This window comes from Citrobacter sp. FDAARGOS_156, from assembly GCF_001559235.2.
Classification (GTDB): Bacteria; Pseudomonadota; Gammaproteobacteria; order Enterobacterales; family Enterobacteriaceae; genus Citrobacter; species Citrobacter youngae.
Genome location: NZ_CP014030.2, coordinates 1,017,640 through 1,040,118 on the forward strand (window position 1 = coordinate 1,017,640; position 22,479 = coordinate 1,040,118).

Genomic DNA, 22,479 nt, shown 5'->3' on the forward strand with positions numbered 1-22,479 from the left:
TTTTTGCTGTTTTAGCATTCAGTGTTTTTTTTGCTCATAAATGCTTTTTTCGGACATACGAAAGCGTGATTATTGTAATCCTGTGATCTATATACGTTTTATCTTAGAATGTCGAATAATTGCACAGAGTAACTTTTAAAAATGGTAACAATATGAAATATAAGAGCTTAGTCATTTCCTCAATTCTGCTGATGATGGCGCAGGTTGCCCATGCGGAGCAGATTGGATCTGTCGATACCGTGTTCAAAATGTTTGGACCGGATCATAAAATTGTGGTCGAGGCATTTGATGATCCTGATGTCACCAATGTGACCTGCTACGTTAGCCGCGCCAAAACTGGTGGAATTAAAGGTGGACTGGGTTTGGCTGAAGATACTTCCGACGCGGCTATCTCCTGTCAGCAGGTGGGGCCGGTGGAGCTGAGCGACAGAATTAAAAACGGCAAAGCCCAGGGCGAGGTGGTCTTTAAGAAACGTACATCGCTGGTGTTTAAATCCTTACAGGTCGTGCGTTTTTATGATGCAAAACGTAATGCGCTGGCCTATCTGGCCTATTCAGATAAGGTGGTTGATGGATCGCCCAAAAATGCTATCAGCGCGGTACCTATCATGCCGTGGCAGCGATAACAGGCAGGCAAAATGCAACAGGCGCTGATCTGGTTGGTTGAGGACGAGCAGGGGATTGCGGATACGCTTATCTACATGCTGCAGCAGGAAGGTTTTAGCGTTGAAGCTTTTGAGCGTGGATTGCCCGTGCTGGAAAAATCACGCCAGAGATGTCCGGATGCGATCATTCTGGATGTCGGACTCCCGGATATCAGCGGTTTTGAACTGTGCCGACGATTGCTGGAACGCCATCCGGCATTACCGATCCTCTTTCTGACTGCGCGTAGCGATGAAGTCGATCGCCTGCTGGGGCTGGAAATTGGTGCGGATGATTATGTGGCGAAACCCTTCTCTCCGCGTGAAGTGTGCGCCCGCGTGCGTACATTGCTGCGGCGGGTGAGAAAATTCTCCACGCCTTCACCGGCGACGCGCTGTGGGGATTTTGAGCTCAATGAGCTTGCCGCACAGATTACCTGGTTTGGGATGCCGTTAAATCTGACGCGCTATGAATTCTTGTTGCTGAAGACATTACTGTTGTCGCCGGGACGCGTCTACTCACGCCAACAGTTAATGGATTTAGTCTGGGCCGATGCCCAGGATACCTTTGACAGAACGGTCGATACCCACATCAAAACGTTGCGCGCCAAGCTGCGGGCCATCAACCCCGAGCTTTCCCCCATCAATACGCATCGCGGTATGGGATACAGCCTGAGGAGCGTCTGATGCGCATTGGCATGCGTTTGCTGCTCGGCTATTTTCTGATTGTTGCCGTCGCCGCCTGGTTCGTTCTGTCGATCTTTGTGCAGGAAATTAAGCCAGGCGTGCGCCGGGCGACCGAAGGTACTTTAATTGATACCGCCACGCTGCTGGCCGCGCTGGCACGTGATGACTTGCTGTCTGGCTCTCCTTCCCATGGCAGGCTGGCACAGGCCTTTTCGCAACTGCACGATCGTCCTTTTCGCGCCAATATCAGTGGCATTAACAAAGTGCGCAATGAGTATCACGTCTACATGACGGACGCGCAGGGCAAGGTGGTATTTGATTCCGCCAACCAGGCCGTCGGCGAAGATTATTCTCGCTGGAACGACGTATGGTTAACGCTGCGTGGGCAGTATGGCGCACGAAGTACGCCACAGAACATGGCCGATCCGGAAAGTTCGGTGATGTATGTTGCCGCACCGATTGTTGACGGCGGACGTATTATCGGGGTGCTGAGCGTTGGTAAACCGAATGCGGCAATGACGCCAGTGATTAAACGCAGTGAACGGCGGATGCTGTGGGCCAGCGCCGTGTTACTGGGGATCGCCTTAGTGATTGGCTTTGGGATGGTATGGTGGATAAACCGGTCTATCGCGCGGCTGGCACGCTATGCTGATTCTGTCACTGAGGATCGCCCCGTTGCGCTTCCTGATCTTGGTAGCAGTGAGCTACGCAAGTTGGCGCAGGCGCTGGAAAGTATGCGTCTGAAGCTGGAGGGCAAGAATTATATTGAGCAGTACGTCTATGCGTTGACGCATGAGTTAAAAAGCCCGTTGGCGGCGATCCGCGGCGCGGCTGAGATTTTGCGCGAAGGGCCGCCGCCGAACGTGGTTGCGCGTTTCACCGATAATATTCTGACGCAGAATGCGCGCATGCAGGCGCTGGTCGAAACTTTGCTACGCCAGGCACGACTGGAGAATCGACAGGACATTACGTTGACGCCCGTGGCGGTAGATGCGCTTTTTACCCAGCTTAAAGAGGCGCGTAGTGTGCAGCTGGCGGCAAAAAACATCACGCTTACCGTTGTACCTTCATCGCTGACGGTTGCCGCCGATGCCGCACTGTTGGAGCAAGCGTTGGGTAATCTGCTGGATAACGCCATCGACTTTACGCTGGAGAACGGAACAATTGTATTGAGCGCGCATTCGCAGGAGAACCGCGTCACAATACAGGTCAGTGATAACGGTAGTGGCATACCTGACTTTGCGTTGCCGCGTATTTTTGAACGCTTCTACTCGCTGCCCCGCGAGAATGGACACAAGAGTAGTGGGCTGGGGCTGGCGTTTGTCAGTGAGGTTGCGCGATTGCATCGAGGTGACGTGACGTTATGCAACCGACCAGAAGGCGGGGCGCAGGCCTCGTTTACACTTCACCGTCACTTCACATAACTTCAAATTCCCCGCACATAGCTGTTCTACCTTGCTGATATCGCAAAGGAGAACGCTATGTTTAAATCCCCCCTGTTTTGGAAAATAGTCACCTTAGGTGGCGCTATGCTGCTGCTGTTAATTCCACTGACGATGATCAGGCAGATTATTGTTGAGCGGTCGGACTACCGTAGTGAGGTAGAAGATGCTATTCGACAGAGCACCAGTGGGCCGCAAAAGGTGGTAGGCCCGCTGATTGCCGTCCCGGTGACGGAACTGTATACCGAGCTGGAAGGTGACAAACAGATCCAGCGAAAGCGCAGCTACATCCATTTCTGGTTGCCGGAATCGCTGGTTGTTGAGGGTAACCAGAACGTTGAAGCGCGGAAGATAGGTATTTATGAAGGACAGGTCTGGCACAACGATTTATCGGTGAAGGCTGAGTTTAACGCCGAACGGCTGAGCGATTTAAACCATCCCAATGTCAGCGTCGGTAAACCGTTTATTGTGGTTGGCGTGGGCGACGCGCGCGGGATTGGCGTCGTGAAGGCTTCGCAGATTAATGGAACATCGCTGGCGGTCGAACCCGGTACTGGGCTGGATGGCCGTGCTCAGGGGATCCACATTCCGCTACCGGATGCCGGCTGGGCGGAAAAAAATCTCAGTGTCGTGTTGTCGCTTAATCTGAGTGGAACCGGTGATTTTTCTGTCGTCCCGGTTGGTCGTAATAGCGAAATGACTGTGACCAGCAACTGGCCACACCCTAACTTTCTCGGCGATTTTCTTCCGGCTAAGCGTGAAATCAGTGAGTCAGGGTTTAAGGCGCAATGGCAAAGTAGCTGGTTCGCGAATAATCTGGGAGAACGCTTCGGCGATGAGAAGATTGGCTGGCAGGGCATGCCTGCGTTTAGCGTCGCTGTGGCTACGCCTGCGGATCAGTATCAACTGACAGATCGGGCGACAAAGTATGCCATTTTATTGATTACACTGACTTTCATGTCTTTCTTTGTGCTCGAGAGTATGACCAGTCTGCGTCTGCACCCGATGCAATATCTGTTGGTGGGATTATCACTGGTGATGTTCTATTTGCTGTTGTTGGCGCTGTCGGAGCATGTGGGTTTTACTGCGGCGTGGATTACGGCAAGCCTGGTAGGCGCGCTGATGAACGGCGTGTATTTACAGGCGATACTACAGGGATGGCGTAACAGTCTGTTTTTTACCGCAGCATTGCTGGGACTGGATGGCGTGATGTGGGTACTGTTGCGTTCGCAGGACAGCGCGTTACTGCTGGGAACGGGCGTGCTGTTACTGGCGCTTTGTGGGGTGATGTTCCTGACGCGTCATCTTGACTGGCACCGGCTTGCACAGCCAAAGCCCAAAAAGGAGAACGCAACTGAGGACGATGAATTACGGTTGTGGAAATAGGGGCGTAGTAGAATGAAAAACGGCGCATAAAGCGCCGTTTTTATACCAGTCAGGATGACATTAATCCTGCAGATCGCCGCAGAAACGGTAGCCTTCACCGTGAATGGTAGCGATGATTTCTGGTGTATCCGGCGTGGATTCGAAATGCTTACGAATACGGCGGATTGTTACGTCAACGGTACGGTCATGCGGCTTCAGTTCGCGGCCGGTCATTTTTTTCAGCAGTTCTGCGCGAGACTGGATCTTGCCCGGATTCTCGCAGAAGTGAAGCATGGCACGGAATTCGCTACGTGGCAGTTTATACTGCTCGCCGTCAGGGCCAATCAGAGAGCGGCTATTGATGTCCAGCTCCCAACCATTGAACTTGTAGCTTTCGACGCTACGACGCTCTTCGCTCACTGTGCCCAGATTCATGGTGCGGGACAGCAGGTTACGAGCACGGATAGTCAGTTCGCGTGGGTTAAACGGCTTGGTGATGTAATCGTCAGCGCCGATTTCGAGGCCGAGAATTTTATCGACTTCGTTATCACGGCCCGTCAGGAACATCAGTGCAACGTTAGCTTGTTCGCGAAGTTCACGCGCTAACAGAAGACCATTTTTACCTGGCAGATTGATATCCATAATCACAAGGTTGATGTCATATTCAGAGAGGATCTGATGCATTTCCGCGCCATCTGTCGCCTCGAATACATCATAGCCTTCCGCTTCGAAAATGCTTTTCAACGTGTTACGTGTTACTAACTCGTCTTCAACGATAAGAATGTGCGGGGTCTGCATGTTTGCTACCTAAATTGCCAACTAAATCGAAACAGGAAGTACAAAAGTCCCTGACCTGCCTGATGCATGTCGTAAATTAACATGATCGGCGTAACATGACTAAAGTACGTAATTGCGTTCTTGATGCACTTTCCATCAACGTCAACAACATCATTAGCTTGGTCGTGGGCACTTTCCCTCTGGACCCGACAGTGTCAAAAACGGCTGTCATCCTAACCATTTTAACAGCAACATAACAGGCTAAGACGTACCGGACACCCAATAAAACTACGCTTCGTTGACATATATCAAGTTCAATTGTAGCACGTTAACAGTTTGATGAAATCAACGTATCTAAATGATAGCTTTCATCACAAAATTGCAATATTACAACTAGTTGCACGCGCTAATTAATAAATGTAATGAATCCAATCTATGAGAACCATTCTAAATCAAATTATCATGGATAAACAGAAGGATATGCAACTTCTGTTAACATAAAAAGCAATAGTACATGCAGGAAATAGTTTAGCATTTTTTACTGAATGTAAAATGCTTTTTCAGTGATTTCTGTTAAAAATATGTAAATTCGCGCTGCGTAATATGTTGATGCACATCACATAATTATCTGCAGGCCGGTCAAAAAGAGTATCAAAATGCGTTTAACAATTATTCTGGTTGCTCCCGCCAGAGCCGAAAATATTGGCGCGGCAGCTCGTGCTATGAAAACCATGGGATTCACACAAATGCGGATCGTTGATAGCGAGGCTCATCTGGCGCCTGCGACGCGATGGGTTGCGCATGGCTCGGGTGATATTATTGATAATATTAACGTTTTTCCAACATTAGCGGAGGCGCTTCACGACGTGGATTTTACCGTCGCCACCACGGCGCGCAGCCGGGCGAAGTTTCATTATTACGCCACGCCGGTCGAATTGGTTCCCCTGTTGCAGGAAAAATCAACGTGGATGGATCACGCCGCGCTGGTTTTTGGTCGTGAAGATTCGGGGTTAACCAACGAAGAATTGGCTCTGGCGGATGTACTCACCGGTGTACCTATGGTGGCTGACTATCCATCACTCAATTTGGGGCAGGCGGTGATGGTGTATTGCTATCAATTAGCAGGTTTAATACAACAACCGGCCAGAAACATTGAGGTGACGGATGAGCATCAGCTACAGGCATTGCGCGAACGTGTTTTGCGTTTATTAGCCACGCTGAACGTTTCTGACGACATTAAGCTGACGGACTGGCTGCAACAGCGAATGGGTCTGTTAGAGCAGCGAGACACGGCAATGTTGCACCGTTTTTTACATGATATCGAAAAAAGTATTACAAAATAAAATTTCTTCTTTGTTTTATTTTTTAGTGTTTGATTCTGACTTCAAGTGGGGTGCGCACGCTGTATTGGTTGAAAATAAAAGGGCAAGCAGTCGCTCGTGAACAAGTTTCGGAATGTGATCAATTTAAAAATTTATTGACTTAGGTCAGCAGATACTTTAACCCTAAAAGAATACAAGACAGGCCATAAATAATTACAGAGCACACAACATCATGAAACGCATCAGCATCACCATTACAACAACCATCACCATTACCACAGGTAACGGTGCGGGCTGACGCGTACAGGAAACACAAGAAAAAGCCCGCACCTAAACAGTGCGGGCTTTTTTTTCGACCAAAGGCAACGAGGTAAACCATGCGAGTGTTGAAGTTCGGCGGTACATCAGTGGCAAATGCAGAGCGCTTTCTGCGAGTTGCCGATATTCTGGAAAGCAATGCCAGGCAGGGGCAGGTCGCGACCGTGCTCTCTGCCCCCGCAAAAATTACCAACCATCTGGTGGCGATGATTGAGAAGACCATCGGTGGTCAGGACGCTTTAGCCAATATCAGTGACGCCGAACGTATTTTCTCAGAGCTTTTGGTTGGTCTCGCCGCCGCGCAGCCGGGTTTTCCGCTGGCTCCGCTCAAAGCCTTCGTTGAACAAGAATTTGCCCAAATTAAACATGTCCTGCACGGTATCAGCCTGCTGGGACAGTGCCCGGACAGCATCAATGCCGCGCTTATTTGCCGTGGCGAAAAAATGTCGATCGCTATCATGGCAGGCCTGCTGGAGGCGCGCGGGCACCACGTGACGGTCATCGACCCGGTCGAGAAATTGCTGGCGGTAGGCCATTACCTCGAATCTACCGTTGATATCGCCGAATCTACGCGCCGCATTGCCGCCAGTCGTATTCCTGCGGACCACATGATTTTGATGGCAGGCTTTACTGCCGGGAATGAAAAAGGTGAGTTGGTGGTGTTGGGGCGCAATGGCTCCGACTACTCTGCCGCCGTACTGGCCGCCTGTTTACGCGCGGACTGTTGTGAGATCTGGACCGATGTTGACGGCGTATATACTTGCGATCCGCGCCAGGTACCCGACGCCCGATTGCTGAAGTCGATGTCTTATCAGGAAGCGATGGAGCTTTCTTACTTCGGCGCCAAAGTTCTGCATCCGCGCACCATTACCCCAATTGCTCAGTTCCAGATCCCGTGCCTGATTAAAAATACCGGCAATCCACAAGCGCCTGGCACGTTGATCGGCGCCAGCGGTGATGAAGACGATTTGCCAGTAAAAGGTATTTCTAACCTCAATAATATGGCGATGTTTAGCGTCTCTGGCCCTGGAATGAAAGGCATGGTGGGCATGGCGGCGCGCGTTTTTGCCGCGATGTCGCGTGCGGGCATCTCGGTGGTGCTGATCACGCAATCCTCTTCTGAATACAGCATCAGCTTCTGCGTTCCGCAGGGCGACTGCGCGCGTGCGCAACGCGCCATGCAGGATGAATTCTATCTCGAACTGAAAGAAGGCCTGCTGGAGCCGCTGGCGGTGACTGAGCGTCTGGCTATCATCTCTGTTGTGGGTGATGGCATGCGCACGCTGCGCGGTATCTCAGCGAAATTCTTTGCTGCGCTGGCCCGCGCCAACATCAATATCGTGGCCATCGCGCAAGGCTCGTCTGAGCGTTCTATTTCGGTGGTGGTGAATAACGACGATGCAACCACTGGCGTACGCGTCACCCATCAGATGCTATTCAACACCGACCAGGTGATTGAAGTATTTGTCATTGGCGTAGGCGGGGTGGGCGGTGCGTTGCTGGATCAGCTTAAACGTCAGCAAACCTGGCTTAAAAAGAAGCATATTGATCTTCGCGTGTGCGGCGTGGCGAATTCGAAGGCTCTGCTGACCAACGTCCATGGTTTGAATCTGGAAAACTGGCAGGCGGAGCTGGAAAGCGCGAAAGAGCCATTCAACCTTGGGCGCTTAATTCGTCTGGTAAAAGAATATCATCTGCTTAATCCGGTGATCGTCGACTGTACGTCAAGCCAGGCGGTGGCGGATCAATATGCTGATTTCCTGCGCGAAGGCTTCCATGTGGTTACGCCGAACAAAAAGGCCAACACCTCGTCGATGGATTACTACCATCAGCTGCGTTTTGCAGCGGCGAAGTCCCGGCGTAAATTCCTCTACGATACCAACGTGGGCGCGGGCTTGCCGGTTATTGAAAACCTGCAAAATCTACTCAGCGCAGGTGATGAATTGCAGCGTTTCTCCGGTATTCTTTCCGGCTCGCTGTCGTTTATTTTCGGCAAGCTGGATGAAGGAATGAGCTTCTCGCAAGCCACCAGCATGGCGCGTGAGATGGGTTACACCGAACCTGACCCGCGTGACGATCTTTCCGGTATGGACGTAGCGCGTAAGCTGCTGATCCTCGCCCGTGAAACCGGTCGTGAGCTGGAGCTTTCTGACATTGTTATTGAGCCGGTCCTGCCAAAAGAGTTTGATGATTCCGGTGATGTTTCCGCGTTTATGACGAAATTGCCGCAGCTGGATGACGAGTTTGCCGCGCGCGTGGCGAAAGCCCGTGATGAGGGTAAAGTATTGCGCTATGTTGGCAATATTGAAGAAGATGGCGTCTGTCGCGTGAAAATAGAGGCAGTAGACGGCAACGATCCGCTGTTCAAAGTGAAAAACGGTGAAAACGCGCTGGCGTTTTACAGCCACTATTATCAGCCGCTACCGCTGGTGCTGCGTGGATATGGTGCGGGTAACGACGTGACGGCTGCGGGCGTATTCGCCGACCTGTTACGCACCCTTTCATGGAAGTTAGGAGTCTGACATGGTGAGAGTTTATGCCCCGGCTTCCAGTGCCAATATGAGCGTCGGGTTCGATGTGCTTGGCGCGGCGGTAACCCCCGTAGATGGTTCACTGTTGGGTGACGTGGTCTCGGTTGAGACGGCTGACCAGTTCAGCCTGAACAATCTCGGGCGTTTTGCTAACAAGCTGCCGTCTGAGCCGCGAGAAAATATCGTCTACCAGTGCTGGGAGCGTTTCTGTCAGGAGTTGGGTAAAAACGTTCCGGTGGCGATGACGCTGGAAAAAAATATGCCGATTGGCTCCGGGTTAGGCTCCAGCGCCTGTTCCGTTGTGGCGGCGCTGGTCGCGATGAATGAGTACTGCGGTAAACCGCTCAACGATACGCGACTGTTGGCGATTATGGGTGAACTGGAAGGGCGTATCTCCGGCAGTATTCACTACGATAATGTCGCCCCGTGCTTTTTGGGCGGCATGCAGCTAATGATCGAAGAAAACGGCATTATCAGCCAGCAGGTGCCAGGCTTTGATGAGTGGCTGTGGGTGCTGGCATATCCAGGTATTAAAGTTTCCACAGCGGAAGCGCGGGCGATTTTACCTGCGCAATATCGTCGTCAGGACTGTATTGCCCACGGGCGACATCTGGCTGGATTTATCCATGCCTGCTATTCCCGTCAGCCTGGGCTTGCCGCGAAGCTGATGAAGGACGTCATTGCTGAGCCGTACCGTACCCGCTTGCTGCCTGGCTTTAGCCAGGCGCGTCAGGCGGTAGCGGAAATCGGCGCGCTGGCCAGCGGCATCTCCGGCTCGGGGCCGACGCTGTTCGCCTTATGCGATAAGCCGGATACGGCACAGCGCGTAGCAGACTGGCTGGGTAAAAATTACCTGCAAAATCAGGAAGGCTTTGTTCATATTTGCCGGCTGGACACGGCGGGCGCACGGGTACTGGGATAATCAATGAAACTCTATAATCTGAAAGATCACAACGAACAGGTCAACTTTGCGCAGGCCGTCACGCAAGGGCTTGGCAAGAATCAGGGATTGTTTTTTCCACACGAGCTGCCGGAATTTAATCTGACAGAAGTGGATGAGATGCTGAACCAGGACTTCGTCAGCCGCAGCGCTAAGATCCTTTCCGCATTTATTGGCACGGAGATCCCACAAGAGATCCTGGAGGAGCGCGTGCGTGCGGCGTTTGCCTTCCCGGCACCGGTCGCTCAGGTCGAAGGTGATATCGGCTGTCTGGAGCTGTTCCATGGTCCGACACTGGCGTTTAAAGACTTTGGCGGGCGCTTTATGGCGCAAATGCTAACGCACATCAGCGGCGACAAACCGGTGACAATCCTGACTGCGACATCCGGAGACACCGGGGCCGCAGTTGCACATGCTTTTTATGGCCTGAAAAATGTGCGTGTGGTGATCCTCTACCCAAATGGCAAGATCAGCCCATTACAGGAAAAACTGTTCTGTACGCTGGGCGGCAATATTGAAACTGTCGCCATCGACGGTGATTTTGATGCCTGCCAGGCGCTGGTGAAACAGGCGTTTGATGATGAAGAGCTGAAGGCTGCTCTGGGGCTGAATTCCGCAAACTCCATCAACATCAGTCGCCTGCTGGCGCAAATCTGCTACTACTTTGAAGCCGTGGCTCAACTGCCGCAAGAGGCGCGGAATCAGCTGGTTATTTCCGTTCCCAGCGGTAACTTTGGCGATTTGACCGCCGGGCTGCTGGCGAAATCACTGGGCTTACCGGTGAAGCGCTTTATTGCGGCAACTAACGTCAACGATACGGTTCCGCGTTTCCTTGCTGAAGGTGAGTGGGCGCCGAAAGCGACTCAGGCGACGTTATCGAATGCCATGGATGTCAGCCAGCCGAACAACTGGCCGCGCGTGGAAGAACTGTTCCGCCGTAAAATTTGGCGTCTGAATGAGCTGGGTTATGCCGCCGTTGATGATGCAACGACGCAGGACACCATGCGCGAACTGCAGAAGATTGGTTACACCTCAGAGCCGCATGCGGCGGTGGCGTATCGTGCACTGCGTGACCAGTTGAATCCGGGCGAATATGGCCTGTTCCTTGGCACCGCACATCCGGCGAAATTTAAAGAAAGCGTTGAACAGATTCTGAATGTCACGCTGGATCTACCAAAAGAGCTGGCTGAACGTGCAGACTTGCCGCTGCTTTCGCATCATCTGCCCGCTGATTTTGCGCAACTGCGTAAGCTGATGATGACTCGCGGTTAATGGTGGTGCCCGCTGGCGCTTTGCTTAGCGGGCCTACAAAACCTGCAGGCCGGATAAGGCGTTAGCCGCCATCCGGCATGTACACTACTGCTCGTGACGCTTAAACACCAGTTCACCTTTCCCTGACGCTTCTTCATCAAAGAAATAGCCTTCGCTGTTAAAAGCGGTCAACTGTTCTGGCTGCGTTAAGCGGTTTTCAATGATGTAGCGGCTCATCAGGCCGCGCGCTTTCTTGGCATAGAAGCTGATGACTTTGAATTTGCCGTTCTTCTCGTCAAGGAAGACTGGTTTAATCAGCTCGGCATTGAGCTTTTTCGGCTTCACGGATTTAAAATACTCATCCGAAGCGAGGTTTATCACCACGCTGTCACCTTGTGCTCCCAGCGCTTCGTTAAGTTTATCGGTGATGGTATCTCCCCAGAACTGATAGAGATCTTTACCCTTCGCATTGGCCAGACGAATGCCCATCTCCAGACGGTAGGGTTGCATCAAATCCAGCGGGCGCAGAACACCATACAGCCCGGACAGCATGCGTAAATGCTGCTGAGCGAAGTCGAAATCCGCCTCGCTGAAGGTTTCAGCTTGTAATCCGGTGTACACATCACCTTTGAACGCCAGAATGGCCTGACGCGCATTGTCCGGCGTGAAGTCAGGCTGCCAGTCGTGGAAACGGGTCGCGTTCAGATCCGCCAGCTTATCGCTAATTCCCATCAGCTTGCCGATCTGCGGCGCAGAGAGTTGACGCGCCACGTGGATTAACTGCTGGGAGTGGTCCAGCAGTTCAGGCAGCGTATGGCGTGTGGTAGCCAGCGGGCTTTGGTAGTCGAGCGTTTTTGCAGGTGAAATCAGAATCAGCATATCCAGTCCTTGCAGGAGATTTACTGCGACTTTAGCAAAAAAAACGACAGAATTGATCGATGGTTGTGATTGCCGCGCTAGCTGCGCGGCGTTTCATCCCATGTATCCGGTGCAAGCTGTTGTCTGATATCAGGATAACGGTGCGGATCAAATTCCGGGCGCACACCGAGTTTGCGCTGACGCAGATAGTCGCTGGCGATGGTATGGACAACCGGAGAAAGCAGCAGAATCGCCGTCAGGTTAGTGATGGCCATACAAGCCATAATGATATCGGCCAACTGCCAGACCAGCGGGAAGCTGACTAATGTTCCGCCGATAACGGTGCTAACGGTGGCGATGCGCAATAGCCAGATGACACGCATATTGTCCAGTTTCAGAAAGACGAGATTGTTTTCCGCATAGATGTAGTTGGCGACAATTGAGCTAAAGGCAAACAGAATCACAATAAATGCGACAAACCCAGCCCCCCATTCGCCGGTCAGTGAGATCATGGCCTTCTGCATCAATTGGATGCCTTCCATGGGCACATAGCCGGCGCCATTGCCTGCCAACAGAATAATCATGGCGCTGGCCGTACAGACAACGAGAGTGTCGCCTAACACACCGATCATTTGCACAATGCCTTGTGCCGCAGGATGCGGTGGCCAGGAGGCTGCCGACGCGGCTGCATTCGGCGTAGATCCCATTCCTGCCTCATTAGAAAACATGCCGCGCTGAAAACCATTGGCAATAGCCTGGCTTAGCGTATATCCGGCCGCACCCGCTGCGGCTTCCTGCCAGCCAAAGGCGCTTTTTATAATGGTGACGATAATGTCGGGAAGCTGCCCTATATGCCACAGGCAGATGATGATGCTACATCCAACCCACAGCAGCGCCATGATCGGCACAAACCATTGCATCAGACGGGCAACACCATTAATACCGCCAATGATCACCAGGAATGACAGTATCGCCAAAGCGATGCCGGAAGCGAGGGGAGGGATGTCGAACGCAAATGCCAATGCGCGGGAGACAGAGTTTGCCTGAACGCTGTTAAAAATCAGTCCATAGGCAATAAGTAAAAAGATGGCAAAGAGTACGCCCATCCAGCGCATGCCCAGCCCACGAGCCATATACCACGCAGGGCCACCGCGGAACTGTCCTTTGCTATCGCGTTCTTTATACAGTTGCGCGAGTGAGCACTCGGCGAATGACGTTGCCATACCAATGACTGCTGAAACCCACATCCAGAAGACGGCCCCTGCGCCGCCAGCGGCGATCGCCAACGCTACGCCGGCCAGGTTCCCGCTACCAATACGTGCGGCAAGACTGGTGCACAATGCCTGAAACGAGGTTAAGCCACCCGGCTGCGGGCTAATGCTGTTTTTAAGACTTGTGCCAAACTGGCGAATGTAGCGGAACTGCACGAACCCGGTACGCCAGGTGAACCAACATCCTGCACCAAGCAGGAGGTAGATCATCACCGAACCCCAGAGTATTTCATTAATAAACAAGAAAAAATCAGGCATTAACATCCCTCTTGTTGATGCCGGTACGCGCGAATATTCCCATGTAAGCGCTACCAATTATCGAACAGTATATACCTTGTCAGGAGAGTGATTGCGGGAGTTTACCATAACAATGGGGATAACCCTTAATTGCGCATCAGGGGCTTTAAGATGCGTAATCGGGAATGAGCAGTGAGTTGGACAATCCCGGCGGTTGCGCTGAGAGTGCGTCGTGCTATCATCAGGGAAGATCGGTTACATCCCCCTAACAAGCTGTTTAAAGAGAATCGCTATCATGACGGACAAATTGACCTCCCTTCGTCAGTTCACCACAGTAGTGGCCGACACCGGAGACATCGCGGCAATGAAGCTGTATCAGCCTCAGGATGCCACAACTAACCCTTCTCTCATTCTTAACGCAGCGCAGATCCCAGAATACCGCAAGCTGATTGATGACGCTGTAGCCTGGGCTAAGCAGCAGAGCAACGACCGCGCTCAACAGGTCGTCGACGCGACCGACAAACTGGCCGTCAATATCGGTCTGGAGATCCTGAAACTGGTCCCGGGTCGTATCTCTACTGAAGTTGATGCTCGCCTGTCCTACGACACCGACGCGTCTATCGCGAAAGCAAAACGTCTGATCAAACTGTACAACGATGCTGGCATCAGCAACGATCGTATTCTGATCAAACTGGCTTCTACCTGGCAGGGTATCCGTGCCGCTGAGCAGCTGGAAAAAGAAGGCATCAACTGTAACCTGACTCTGCTGTTCTCCTTCGCGCAGGCGCGTGCATGTGCTGAAGCTGGCGTATACCTGATTTCTCCGTTCGTTGGCCGTATTCTTGACTGGTACAAAGCCAATACTGACAAGAAAGAGTACGCACCGGCAGAAGATCCGGGTGTGGTTTCCGTAACGGAAATCTACGAGTACTACAAACAGCACGGTTACGAAACCGTAGTCATGGGCGCGAGCTTCCGTAACATCGGCGAAATCATTGAGCTGGCAGGCTGCGATCGTCTGACGATTGCTCCGGCACTGCTGAAAGAGCTGGCGGAAAGCGAAGGCGCTATCGAACGTAAACTGTCCTTCTCCGGCGAAGTGAAAGCGCGTCCTGCACGCATCACCGAAGCTGAGTTCCTGTGGCAGCACAACCAGGATCCGATGGCTGTAGACAAACTGGCGGACGGTATCCGTAAGTTTGCTGTAGACCAGGGTAAACTGGAAAAAATGATCGGCGATCTGCTGTAATCATTAGAGCGTGGCCCTGATAGGGGTCACGCTACCTCTTCTGAAACCTGTCTGTCCTTCCTTTCGCAGTGTATCATTCTGTTTAACGAGACTGTTTAAACGGAATAATTATGAATACTTTACGCATTGGCCTGGTGTCCATTTCTGACCGTGCTTCCAGCGGCGTTTACCAGGATAAAGGTATCCCGGCCCTGGAAGAGTGGCTGGCGTCTGCCCTTACCACCCCCTTTGAACTGCAAACGCGGTTGATCCCGGATGAACAGGCGATCATCGAACAGACCTTATGCGAGCTGGTGGATGAAATGAGCTGTCATCTGGTGCTGACTACCGGCGGAACGGGTCCGGCACGTCGCGACGTGACGCCTGATGCCACGCTTGCCGTCGCTGACCGCCAGATGCCGGGCTTTGGCGAACAGATGCGCCAGATAAGTCTGCACTTTGTGCCAACGGCGATCCTCTCTCGTCAGGTTGGTGTTATTCGTAAACAGGCGTTGATCCTGAATCTGCCTGGGCAGCCGAAATCGATCAAAGAAACGCTGGAAGGCGTAAAAGATGCCGACGGTAAGGTTATCGTGCCGGGTATCTTTGCAAGTGTACCGTATTGTATACAGCTATTGGATGGGCCGTATGTCGAAACCGCACCGGCTGTTGTAGCATCTTTTCGTCCGAAAAGTGCAATACGCGATATAAACGCCTGAAAGTAGCCCGATCGTGGCATAAGTGCCAATGACAGTGGAGTATTGAATTATTTACGATATAGTAATTTTTTCTTTACATATATCGACAGACAGATTCAATAACTCCACTGACTGATGGTTTGCTATGTCACAACACACTCGACCGCTGAATCGCCAGGATTATAAAACTCTTACGCTTGCTGCCCTCGGCGGTGCGCTTGAGTTTTATGATTTCATTATCTTCGTCTTCTTTGCCGCTGTTGTTGGTGAACTCTTCTTTCCGGCAGACATTCCTGAGTGGCTACGTCAGGTGCAAACCTTCGGCATCTTTGCCGCCGGATATCTGGCGCGTCCGCTGGGTGGCATCATCATGGCGCACTTTGGCGATCTGGTCGGGCGTAAGAAAATGTTCACCCTGAGCATTTTGCTGATGGCGATACCGACGCTGGCGATTGGTCTTTTGCCTACCTACGCCTCAATGGGGATCCTCGCACCGCTGCTGTTACTGCTGATGCGCATTTTGCAAGGCGCTGCCATCGGCGGAGAAGTGCCGGGCGCGTGGGTGTTCGTGGCGGAGCACGTACCGGAGCGCCGCATCGGCATTGCCTGTGGCACGCTGACCGCCGGGCTAACGGTGGGAATTCTGCTGGGGTCAGTGGTGGCTACGCTGGTGAACACCAGTTTTACGCAACAGGCGGTGCATGATTACGGCTGGCGTATCCCTTTCCTGCTGGGGGGCGCGTTTGGGCTGGTGGCAATGTATCTGCGCCGCTGGCTGCAGGAGACGCCCATCTTTCTCGAGATGCAGCAACGTAAGGCGCTGGCGCAGGAACTGCCGGTAAAGTCGGTGGTGAGCAAACATAAAAAAGCGGTGGTGGTGTCAATGCTACTGACCTGGCTGCTCTCGGCCGGGATTGTAGTGGTGATCCTGATGTCGCCCGTCTGGTTGCAAAAGCAATATGGCTTTGCACCCGCGCTAACGTTACAGGCCAACAGTGTCGCTACCATTATGCTATGCGTCGGCTGTCTGCTGGCCGGATTTATTGTCGACAGGGTCGGCGCCAGCAAAACCTTTATTGTCGGCAGTCTGCTGCTGGCCTGTTCGAGCTGGTTTTTCTATCACCTGACCGGCAGCCATCCTCAGCACTTGTTCCTGTTATACGGGCTGGTGGGATTATGCGTTGGCGTGGTCGGCGCAGTGCCTTATGTGATGGTGCGGGCGTTTCCGGCGGAAGTCCGCTTTACCGGCATCTCTTTTTCCTACAACGTTTCCTATGCCATTTTCGGTGGTTTGACGCCAATCGCGGTAACAATGTTAATGAGCGTGTCGCCAATGGCTCCGGCCTGGTATGTGCTGGCGTTATCGCTGGTGGGTTTAGGGCTGGGGATTTGGCTGCGCCAGGATATTTATCATCGTGATACAGGCGTAGAGGGAGAATTACAGCGTCTGTAAAGATTATCCCCCCTTGCGGGGGGATAAAGGCAGATTAGTGTGCTTCACCAATTGGCAGGATGGTGCGGCCAAACTGTTCGTTCAGCACTTCACCCATCGCCAGGTAAATGGCGCTTGCGCCACACACTAAGCCAACCCAGCCAGCAACGTGAATGATTGCTTCGTTACCTGCAATGTTACCCACGGCCAGCAGGGCGAACAGCACGGTCAGGCTCAGGAACACGAACTGCAGCATGCGCGCGGCTTTCAGCGTACCGAAGAACATGAACAGAGTGAACACGCCCCACAGACCCAGGTAAGCGCCCAGGAACTGACCATTGGTTGCATCCGCGAGGCCCATTTTCGGCATCAGCAGAATCGCAACCAGCGTCAGCCAGAACGAACCGTAGGAGGTAAAAGCGGTTAAACCGAAGGTGTTGCCTTTTTTATATTCCAGAAGACCGGCAAAAATTTGCGCGATACCGCCGTAGAAAATGCCCATCGCCAGAATAATAACGTCTAAAGCGAAGAAACCCGCGTTATGCAGGTTAAGCAGAATGGTGGTCATGCCAAAGCCCATCAGGCCCAGCGGTGCCGGATTAGCCAACTTAGTGTTGCCCATAATTCCTCAAAATCATCATTGATTGAATGGTGAAATAGTTTCCCCGAATAACGATCGCTGTCTTCGGGGCGCGGCATAATAATCAGGGGAGAGGGCACTGTCTATGATCTCACGAAGGGAAAATGAATTATTTTCCCTGTGATGGGCATCACGCTTATGTGTGGTTGAGCATTCTGCGCAGGCAGGCGATGTGGAGTACCGCTGGGATCGTCACGCGATAGGCGCTGCCGCTCACCGCTTTAACCCCGTTTAAGGCCGCACCTACCGGGCCGCCAAGTCCGGCTCCGCGCAGTAATCCGTGCCCGATTACGCTGACAGCGGCGTGGGTTCGCAGAATTTTGGTTAACTGGCCGGAGAGCAGGTGAGACACCCCTTTTGCCAGATTGCGGTCTTTCATTAATAGCGGCAACAGTTCTTCCAGCTCAGAGACTTTTGCATCGACCGCCTGCAGAAATTCTTGCTTGTGCTCAGCATCCATTTTTTGCCAGGCGTTGCGTAAAAAGTGCTCCAGCAGAGACTGTTCAATTTCGAACGTGGACATCTCTTTATCAGCTTTAATCTTTAGCCGCTTCGAAACGTCCAGCAAAATCGCCCGATACAGTTTTCCATGTCCACGGAGTTTATTGGCAATGCTGTCGCCCCCATAATGCTGCAGCTCGCCAGCAATCAGTTGCCAGTTGCGGCGGTGCTGTTCCGGGTGTCCCTCCATCGATTTAAACAATTCGTTATGACTCAGAACGCTCGACAGACGGGCTTTCCCCTTTTCATTATGCGTAAGCAGGCGGGTAATATTGGCGAGCTGCTCCTCACTGCAATGCTGAAGAAAGTCGAGATCGTCGTCATTCAAATACGTGACATTCATACTGAATTCTACTTGTGCAGAAGGGATTAGTCGTCGCCAATGATTTTCAACGTTGCCATATCAGAAGAGTTCACTGTATGGCCGGAGAAGGTAATTTTTTTCACGCAGCGCTTATTGTCGTTGTCGCTATTGATGTTGATCCAATTGGTCGTTTGCCCTTCTTTGATGGAGGAAGGCACGTTCAGACTCTGGCTGGACATGCGGGCAGCTTTGAAATAAACCGATGCACCACTGAGCTGTAAATCACCATGATCGGCCGTAAGTTGAATGCGTTTCACCACGCGGCAAACGGGAAGTTTCAGCGTCAGATCGTTGGTTTCATTACGAGGCATGGCGATCACGCCGAGGACTTTATGATCGTTAGCGTGTGCGGCGCTGCTCAGCAGCAGGCCCATAAGCAGGCTGGCGGAAAGGGTTAATACGGATTTCATGGAATTTCTCTTTGACGGCTGTAAAAGTGTGTCGTTTCAGACCATCTTACCGCTGTCAGAATCACGATTCATGCTTGTAATCTTTTCTTTTTATTACAATTTTTCAGTGAATAACTTTACAGTTTTCATTGGTTTTATGAATTAATTTTAATTGGCGACTATTCATTTTTTCAGCTTTCTGCCTTTTCTCTACGATTTTATCGCCACTGCGCTAAAAAAAAATTTTCATGCCCCCCTTGATGACGTGGGTTACGACCCCATCTTGTAAGCAACCGCAGTGGTGAGTCTGAAAAAAAACGATTCAGGGTAGTTGAAACCGCACGTTTCGCCCTTATTACAGATTCACAACCACATGATGACCGAATTTTTAGTGGAGACGTTTAGATGGGTAAAATTATTGGTATCGACCTGGGTACTACCAACTCTTGTGTAGCGATTATGGATGGCACTACTGCACGTGTGCTGGAGAACGCCGAGGGCGATCGCACCACGCCTTCTATCATTGCTTATACCCAGGATGGTGAAACTCTGGTTGGTCAGCCGGCTAAACGTCAGGCAGTGACAAACCCGCAAAACACCCTGTTTGCGATTAAACGCCTGATTGGCCGCCGCTTCCAGGACGAAGAAGTACAGCGTGATGAAGCTATCATGCCGTACAAAATCATCGGTGCTGACAACGGTGATGCATGGATTGACGTAAAAGGTCAGAAACTGGCACCGCCGCAGATTTCTGCTGAAGTGCTGAAAAAAATGAAGAAAACGGCTGAAGATTACCTGGGTGAGCCGGTAACTGAAGCAGTTATCACCGTACCTGCATACTTTAACGATGCTCAGCGTCAGGCAACTAAAGACGCCGGTCGTATCGCAGGTCTGGAAGTAAAACGTATCATCAACGAACCAACCGCAGCTGCGCTGGCTTACGGTCTGGATAAAGAAGTCGGCAACCGTACTATCGCGGTATATGACCTCGGTGGTGGTACTTTCGATATCTCTATTATCGAAATCGACGAAGTTGACGGCGAAAAAACCTTCGAAGTTCTGGCAACCAACGGTGATACCCACCTGGGTGGTGAAGACTTCGACAGCCGTATGATCAACTACCTGGTTGACGAGTTTAAGAAAGATCAGGGTATCGACCTGCGTAATGACCCGCTGGCGATGCAGCGTCTGAAAGAAGCCGCTGAGAAAGCGAAGATTGAGCTGTCTTCCGCTCAGCAGACCGACGTGAACCTGCCGTACATCACTGCAGACGCGACCGGTCCGAAACACATGAACATCAAAGTGACCCGTGCGAAACTGGAAAGCCTGGTTGAAGACCTGGTTAACCGTTCTATCGAGCCGCTGAAAGTTGCTCTGCAGGATGCTGGCCTGTCCGTATCTGATATCAACGACGTTATCCTCGTTGGTGGTCAGACGCGTATGCCGATGGTGCAGAAGAAAGTCGCTGAGTTCTTCGGTAAAGAACCGCGTAAAGACGTTAACCCGGACGAAGCCGTAGCAATCGGTGCTGCTGTTCAGGGTGGTGTATTGACCGGTGATGTTAAAGACGTGCTGCTGCTGGACGTTACCCCGCTGTCTCTGGGTATCGAAACCATGGGTGGCGTAATGACTCCGCTGATCGCGAAAAACACCACTATCCCGACCAAGCACAGCCAGGTGTTCTCTACCGCTGAAGACAACCAGTCTGCGGTAACCATCCACGTGCTGCAGGGTGAACGTAAACGCGCTGCTGATAACAAAGATCTGGGTCAGTTTAACCTGGATGGCATCAGCCCGGCTCCGCGCGGTATGCCGCAGATCGAAGTTACTTTTGACATCGATGCCGACGGTATCCTGCACGTTTCCGCGAAAGACAAAAACAGCGGTAAAGAGCAGAAGATCACCATCAAGGCTTCTTCTGGTCTGAACGAAGAAGAGATTCAGAAAATGGTTCGCGAAGCAGAAGCGAACGCAGAATCTGACCGTAAGTTTGAAGAGCTGGTTCAGACCCGTAACCAGGGTGACCATCTGCTGCACAGCACTCGCAAGCAGGTTGAAGAGGCAGGCGACAAACTGCCGGCTGACGACAAAACAGCCATCGAGTCTGCACTGACCGCGCTGGAAACGTCTCTGAAAGGTGAAGACAAAGCGGATATCGAAGCGAAAATGCAGGCGCTGGCACAGGTTTCCCAGAAACTGATGGAAATCGCTCAGCAGCAGCACGCACAGCAACAGGCTGGTGCAGCAGGCGCTGATGCTTCTGCAAATAACGCGAAAGATGACGACGTTGTCGACGCCGAGTTTGAAGAAGTGAAAGACAAAAAATAATCGCCCTTTGAACGGGTAATTACTGGCACGGGCGAAGAGGTTTCCTCTCCGCCCGTGCACGCATGTTAGGGGCAGATAAAAAGAGATGGCTAAGCAAGACTATTACGAGATTTTAGGCGTTTCCAAATCAGCGGAAGAGCGTGAAATCAAAAAGGCCTACAAGCGCCTGGCCATGAAATATCACCCGGATCGCAACCAGGGTGATAAAGAGGCCGAAGCCAAGTTTAAAGAGATCAAAGAAGCGTACGAGATCCTGACCGATGCGCAAAAACGTGCGGCCTACGATCAGTACGGTCATGCTGCGTTTGAGCAAGGCGGCATGGGCGGCGGCGGCGGTTTTGGCGGCGGGGCTGACTTCAGCGATATCTTTGGTGACGTGTTTGGCGATATCTTTGGCGGCGGTCGTGGTCGTCAGCGCGCCTCACGTGGTGCTGATTTACGTTACAACATGGATCTCACTCTGGAAGAAGCCGTGCGTGGCGTCACCAAAGAGATCCGTATTCCGACTCTGGAAGAGTGTGACGTTTGCCACGGCAGCGGCGCGAAGGCAGGCACTCAGCCGCAAACCTGTCCAACCTGTCACGGTTCTGGTCAGGTACAGATGCGTCAGGGCTTTTTTGCCGTACAGCAGACCTGTCCGCACTGTCAGGGCCGCGGTACGTTGATCAAAGATCCGTGCAACAAATGCCACGGGCATGGTCGCGTTGAGAAGAGCAAAACGCTGTCCGTTAAAATCCCGGCAGGGGTTGATACCGGCGACCGTATCCGTTTGTCTGGTGAAGGCGAAGCCGGTGAGCATGGCGCGCCAGCAGGTGATCTGTACGTGCAGGTGCAGGTTAAACAGCACCCAATCTTCGAGCGTGAAGGCAATAACCTGTACTGCGAAGTGCCGATTAACTTTGCAATGGCAGCCCTGGGTGGCGAGATTGAAGTCCCGACGCTGGATGGTCGCGTGAAGCTAAAAATTCCGGGCGAAACGCAAACTGGCAAACTTTTCCGCATGCGTGGAAAGGGCGTCAAGTCTGTACGCGGTGGCGCTCAGGGAGACCTGCTGTGCCGCGTGGTAGTGGAAACTCCGGTTGGCCTGAATGACAAGCAGAAGCAACTGCTGAAAGATTTGCAGGATAGCTTTGGTGGCCCGACGGGTGAACAAAACAGCCCGCGTTCCAAAAGCTTCTTCGACGGCGTGAAGAAATTCTTTGACGATTTGACGCGCTAAAATAAAAGTAGAGAAAAGGCCATTTCAGCGATGAGATGGC

21 protein-coding genes and 1 other annotated feature are annotated in these 22,479 nt (G+C 52.1%); of the genes, 15 read left to right on the forward strand and 6 right to left on the reverse strand.

Going from position 1 to position 22,479, the window contains the following annotated elements; translation table 11 throughout:
• Window positions 1–152: 152 nt before the first annotated feature.
• Genes creA through creD form a run of 4 tightly spaced genes read left to right on the forward strand, consistent with a single transcriptional unit; the run spans window position 153 to window position 4,156 of the window.
• A complete protein-coding gene (gene creA, locus AL515_RS05015) occupies window positions 153–626 on the forward strand; it encodes a protein CreA (RefSeq protein WP_048212762.1) in 474 nt (157 codons plus the stop codon).
• A 12-nt stretch (window positions 627–638) separates the two neighbouring features.
• The gene (gene creB, locus AL515_RS05020) at window positions 639–1,328 is read left to right on the forward strand and encodes a two-component system response regulator CreB (RefSeq protein ID WP_048212761.1); all 690 of its coding nucleotides are present in this window, start codon (window positions 639–641) and stop codon (window positions 1,326–1,328) included.
• Window positions 1,328–2,752, forward strand: a complete 1,425-nt coding sequence (creC, locus tag AL515_RS05025) for a two-component system sensor histidine kinase CreC (protein WP_061067199.1) — start codon at window positions 1,328–1,330, stop codon at window positions 2,750–2,752. Before creB ends, creC begins: the two co-directional genes overlap by 1 nt.
• A gap of 57 nt (window positions 2,753–2,809) precedes the next feature.
• Window positions 2,810–4,156 (forward strand): cell envelope integrity protein CreD, encoded by a 1,347-nt coding sequence (gene creD, locus AL515_RS05030; protein ID WP_061067200.1) that lies wholly within the window; start codon window positions 2,810–2,812, stop codon window positions 4,154–4,156.
• A gap of 60 nt (window positions 4,157–4,216) precedes the next feature.
• On the opposite strand, the gene arcA is transcribed toward creD, so the two are convergent.
• Window positions 4,217–4,933 carry a two-component system response regulator ArcA gene (gene arcA, locus AL515_RS05035; RefSeq protein WP_001194359.1) on the reverse strand — a complete coding sequence of 239 codons (717 nt, stop codon included), beginning with the start codon at window positions 4,931–4,933 and terminating at the stop codon, window positions 4,217–4,219.
• A gap of 95 nt (window positions 4,934–5,028) precedes the next feature.
• Between arcA and yjjY the strand changes: the two genes are divergently transcribed.
• The 6 genes from yjjY (at window position 5,029) to thrC (ending at window position 11,295) form a co-directional block, all read left to right on the forward strand.
• On the forward strand, window positions 5,029–5,169 hold the full coding sequence (gene yjjY, locus AL515_RS05040; RefSeq protein WP_001541509.1) for a protein YjjY: 141 nt from the start codon (window positions 5,029–5,031) through the stop codon (window positions 5,167–5,169).
• 399 nt (window positions 5,170–5,568) lie between these two features.
• On the forward strand, window positions 5,569–6,255 hold the full coding sequence (locus AL515_RS05050) for a tRNA/rRNA methyltransferase (protein ID WP_061067201.1): 687 nt from the start codon (window positions 5,569–5,571) through the stop codon (window positions 6,253–6,255).
• A 206-nt stretch (window positions 6,256–6,461) separates the two neighbouring features.
• Window positions 6,462–6,588 (forward strand) — a sequence feature (Thr leader region).
• Window positions 6,467–6,532, forward strand: coding sequence for a thr operon leader peptide (gene thrL, locus AL515_RS05055; protein ID WP_032337689.1), 66 nt, complete (start codon window positions 6,467–6,469; stop codon window positions 6,530–6,532). It overlaps the preceding feature by 66 nt.
• A 23-nt stretch (window positions 6,589–6,611) precedes the next feature.
• Complete coding sequence (gene thrA, locus AL515_RS05060; RefSeq protein WP_061067202.1) at window positions 6,612–9,074, forward strand: bifunctional aspartate kinase/homoserine dehydrogenase I; 2,463 nt, start codon at window positions 6,612–6,614, stop codon at window positions 9,072–9,074.
• Window position 9,075: 1 nt separating this feature from the next.
• On the forward strand, window positions 9,076–10,005 hold the full coding sequence (thrB, locus tag AL515_RS05065; RefSeq protein WP_048212756.1) for a homoserine kinase: 930 nt from the start codon (window positions 9,076–9,078) through the stop codon (window positions 10,003–10,005).
• Window positions 10,006–10,008: 3 nt separating this feature from the next.
• Complete coding sequence (gene thrC, locus AL515_RS05070; protein ID WP_048212755.1) at window positions 10,009–11,295, forward strand: threonine synthase; 1,287 nt, start codon at window positions 10,009–10,011, stop codon at window positions 11,293–11,295.
• A gap of 84 nt (window positions 11,296–11,379) precedes the next feature.
• Here thrC and yaaA read toward each other — a convergent pair whose 3' ends face one another.
• Window positions 11,380–12,153, reverse strand: coding sequence for a peroxide stress protein YaaA (yaaA, locus tag AL515_RS05075; protein ID WP_061067203.1), 774 nt, complete (start codon window positions 12,151–12,153; stop codon window positions 11,380–11,382).
• A 77-nt stretch (window positions 12,154–12,230) separates the two neighbouring features.
• The gene (locus AL515_RS05080; RefSeq protein ID WP_061067204.1) at window positions 12,231–13,661 is read right to left on the reverse strand and encodes an alanine/glycine:cation symporter family protein; all 1,431 of its coding nucleotides are present in this window, start codon (window positions 13,659–13,661) and stop codon (window positions 12,231–12,233) included.
• 274 nt (window positions 13,662–13,935) lie between these two features.
• On the opposite strand from AL515_RS05080, the gene tal reads away from it, so the two are divergent.
• The 3 genes from tal to AL515_RS05095 all read left to right on the forward strand — a co-directional run bounded on the left by tal (window position 13,936) and on the right by AL515_RS05095 (window position 17,019).
• A complete protein-coding gene (gene tal / locus AL515_RS05085; RefSeq protein ID WP_005124064.1) occupies window positions 13,936–14,889 on the forward strand; it encodes a transaldolase in 954 nt (317 codons plus the stop codon).
• A 110-nt stretch (window positions 14,890–14,999) separates the two neighbouring features.
• On the forward strand, window positions 15,000–15,587 hold the full coding sequence (gene mog, locus AL515_RS05090; RefSeq protein WP_003829749.1) for a molybdopterin adenylyltransferase: 588 nt from the start codon (window positions 15,000–15,002) through the stop codon (window positions 15,585–15,587).
• Between the two features lie 124 nt (window positions 15,588–15,711).
• Window positions 15,712–17,019, forward strand: a complete 1,308-nt coding sequence (locus tag AL515_RS05095; RefSeq protein ID WP_061067205.1) for an MFS transporter — start codon at window positions 15,712–15,714, stop codon at window positions 17,017–17,019.
• 34 nt (window positions 17,020–17,053) lie between these two features.
• On the opposite strand, the gene satP is transcribed toward AL515_RS05095, so the two are convergent.
• The 3 genes from satP to AL515_RS05110 all read right to left on the reverse strand — a co-directional run bounded on the left by satP (window position 17,054) and on the right by AL515_RS05110 (window position 18,913).
• Window positions 17,054–17,620, reverse strand: coding sequence for an acetate uptake transporter (satP, locus tag AL515_RS05100; protein WP_003018969.1), 567 nt, complete (start codon window positions 17,618–17,620; stop codon window positions 17,054–17,056).
• A gap of 154 nt (window positions 17,621–17,774) precedes the next feature.
• On the reverse strand, window positions 17,775–18,482 hold the full coding sequence (gene msyB, locus AL515_RS05105; RefSeq protein WP_061067206.1) for an acidic protein MsyB: 708 nt from the start codon (window positions 18,480–18,482) through the stop codon (window positions 17,775–17,777).
• A 26-nt stretch (window positions 18,483–18,508) separates the two neighbouring features.
• The gene (locus AL515_RS05110; protein WP_003018965.1) at window positions 18,509–18,913 is read right to left on the reverse strand and encodes a DUF2541 family protein; all 405 of its coding nucleotides are present in this window, start codon (window positions 18,911–18,913) and stop codon (window positions 18,509–18,511) included.
• Window positions 18,914–19,297: 384 nt separating this feature from the next.
• Between AL515_RS05110 and dnaK the strand changes: the two genes are divergently transcribed.
• Together dnaK and dnaJ are read left to right on the forward strand one after the other, a co-directional pair.
• Window positions 19,298–21,220 carry a molecular chaperone DnaK gene (gene dnaK, locus AL515_RS05115; protein WP_003018959.1) on the forward strand — a complete coding sequence of 641 codons (1,923 nt, stop codon included), beginning with the start codon at window positions 19,298–19,300 and terminating at the stop codon, window positions 21,218–21,220.
• Between the two features lie 85 nt (window positions 21,221–21,305).
• Window positions 21,306–22,439 (forward strand): molecular chaperone DnaJ, encoded by a 1,134-nt coding sequence (gene dnaJ, locus AL515_RS05120; RefSeq protein ID WP_003837322.1) that lies wholly within the window; start codon window positions 21,306–21,308, stop codon window positions 22,437–22,439.
• Window positions 22,440–22,479 lie beyond the last annotated feature (40 nt).

Coding starts and splice junctions, on each gene's coding strand:
- dnaJ (WP_003837322.1), top strand. CDS start 21,306: ATGGCTAAGCAAGACTATTACGAGATTTTAGGCGTTTCCAAATCAGCG.
- creB (WP_048212761.1), top strand. CDS start 639: ATGCAACAGGCGCTGATCTGGTTGGTTGAGGACGAGCAGGGGATTGCG.
- msyB (WP_061067206.1), bottom strand. CDS start 18,482: ATGAATGTCACGTATTTGAATGACGACGATCTCGACTTTCTTCAGCAT.
- AL515_RS05080 (WP_061067204.1), bottom strand. CDS start 13,661: ATGCCTGATTTTTTCTTGTTTATTAATGAAATACTCTGGGGTTCGGTG.
- yaaA (WP_061067203.1), bottom strand. CDS start 12,153: ATGCTGATTCTGATTTCACCTGCAAAAACGCTCGACTACCAAAGCCCG.
- creC (WP_061067199.1), top strand. CDS start 1,328: ATGCGCATTGGCATGCGTTTGCTGCTCGGCTATTTTCTGATTGTTGCC.
- mog (WP_003829749.1), top strand. CDS start 15,000: ATGAATACTTTACGCATTGGCCTGGTGTCCATTTCTGACCGTGCTTCC.
- yjjY (WP_001541509.1), top strand. CDS start 5,029: ATGACTAAAGTACGTAATTGCGTTCTTGATGCACTTTCCATCAACGTC.
- creA (WP_048212762.1), top strand. CDS start 153: ATGAAATATAAGAGCTTAGTCATTTCCTCAATTCTGCTGATGATGGCG.
- thrC (WP_048212755.1), top strand. CDS start 10,009: ATGAAACTCTATAATCTGAAAGATCACAACGAACAGGTCAACTTTGCG.
- AL515_RS05050 (WP_061067201.1), top strand. CDS start 5,569: ATGCGTTTAACAATTATTCTGGTTGCTCCCGCCAGAGCCGAAAATATT.
- thrB (WP_048212756.1), top strand. CDS start 9,076: ATGGTGAGAGTTTATGCCCCGGCTTCCAGTGCCAATATGAGCGTCGGG.
- satP (WP_003018969.1), bottom strand. CDS start 17,620: ATGGGCAACACTAAGTTGGCTAATCCGGCACCGCTGGGCCTGATGGGC.
- AL515_RS05095 (WP_061067205.1), top strand. CDS start 15,712: ATGTCACAACACACTCGACCGCTGAATCGCCAGGATTATAAAACTCTT.
- AL515_RS05110 (WP_003018965.1), bottom strand. CDS start 18,913: ATGAAATCCGTATTAACCCTTTCCGCCAGCCTGCTTATGGGCCTGCTG.
- arcA (WP_001194359.1), bottom strand. CDS start 4,933: ATGCAGACCCCGCACATTCTTATCGTTGAAGACGAGTTAGTAACACGT.
- thrA (WP_061067202.1), top strand. CDS start 6,612: ATGCGAGTGTTGAAGTTCGGCGGTACATCAGTGGCAAATGCAGAGCGC.
- creD (WP_061067200.1), top strand. CDS start 2,810: ATGTTTAAATCCCCCCTGTTTTGGAAAATAGTCACCTTAGGTGGCGCT.
- tal (WP_005124064.1), top strand. CDS start 13,936: ATGACGGACAAATTGACCTCCCTTCGTCAGTTCACCACAGTAGTGGCC.
- dnaK (WP_003018959.1), top strand. CDS start 19,298: ATGGGTAAAATTATTGGTATCGACCTGGGTACTACCAACTCTTGTGTA.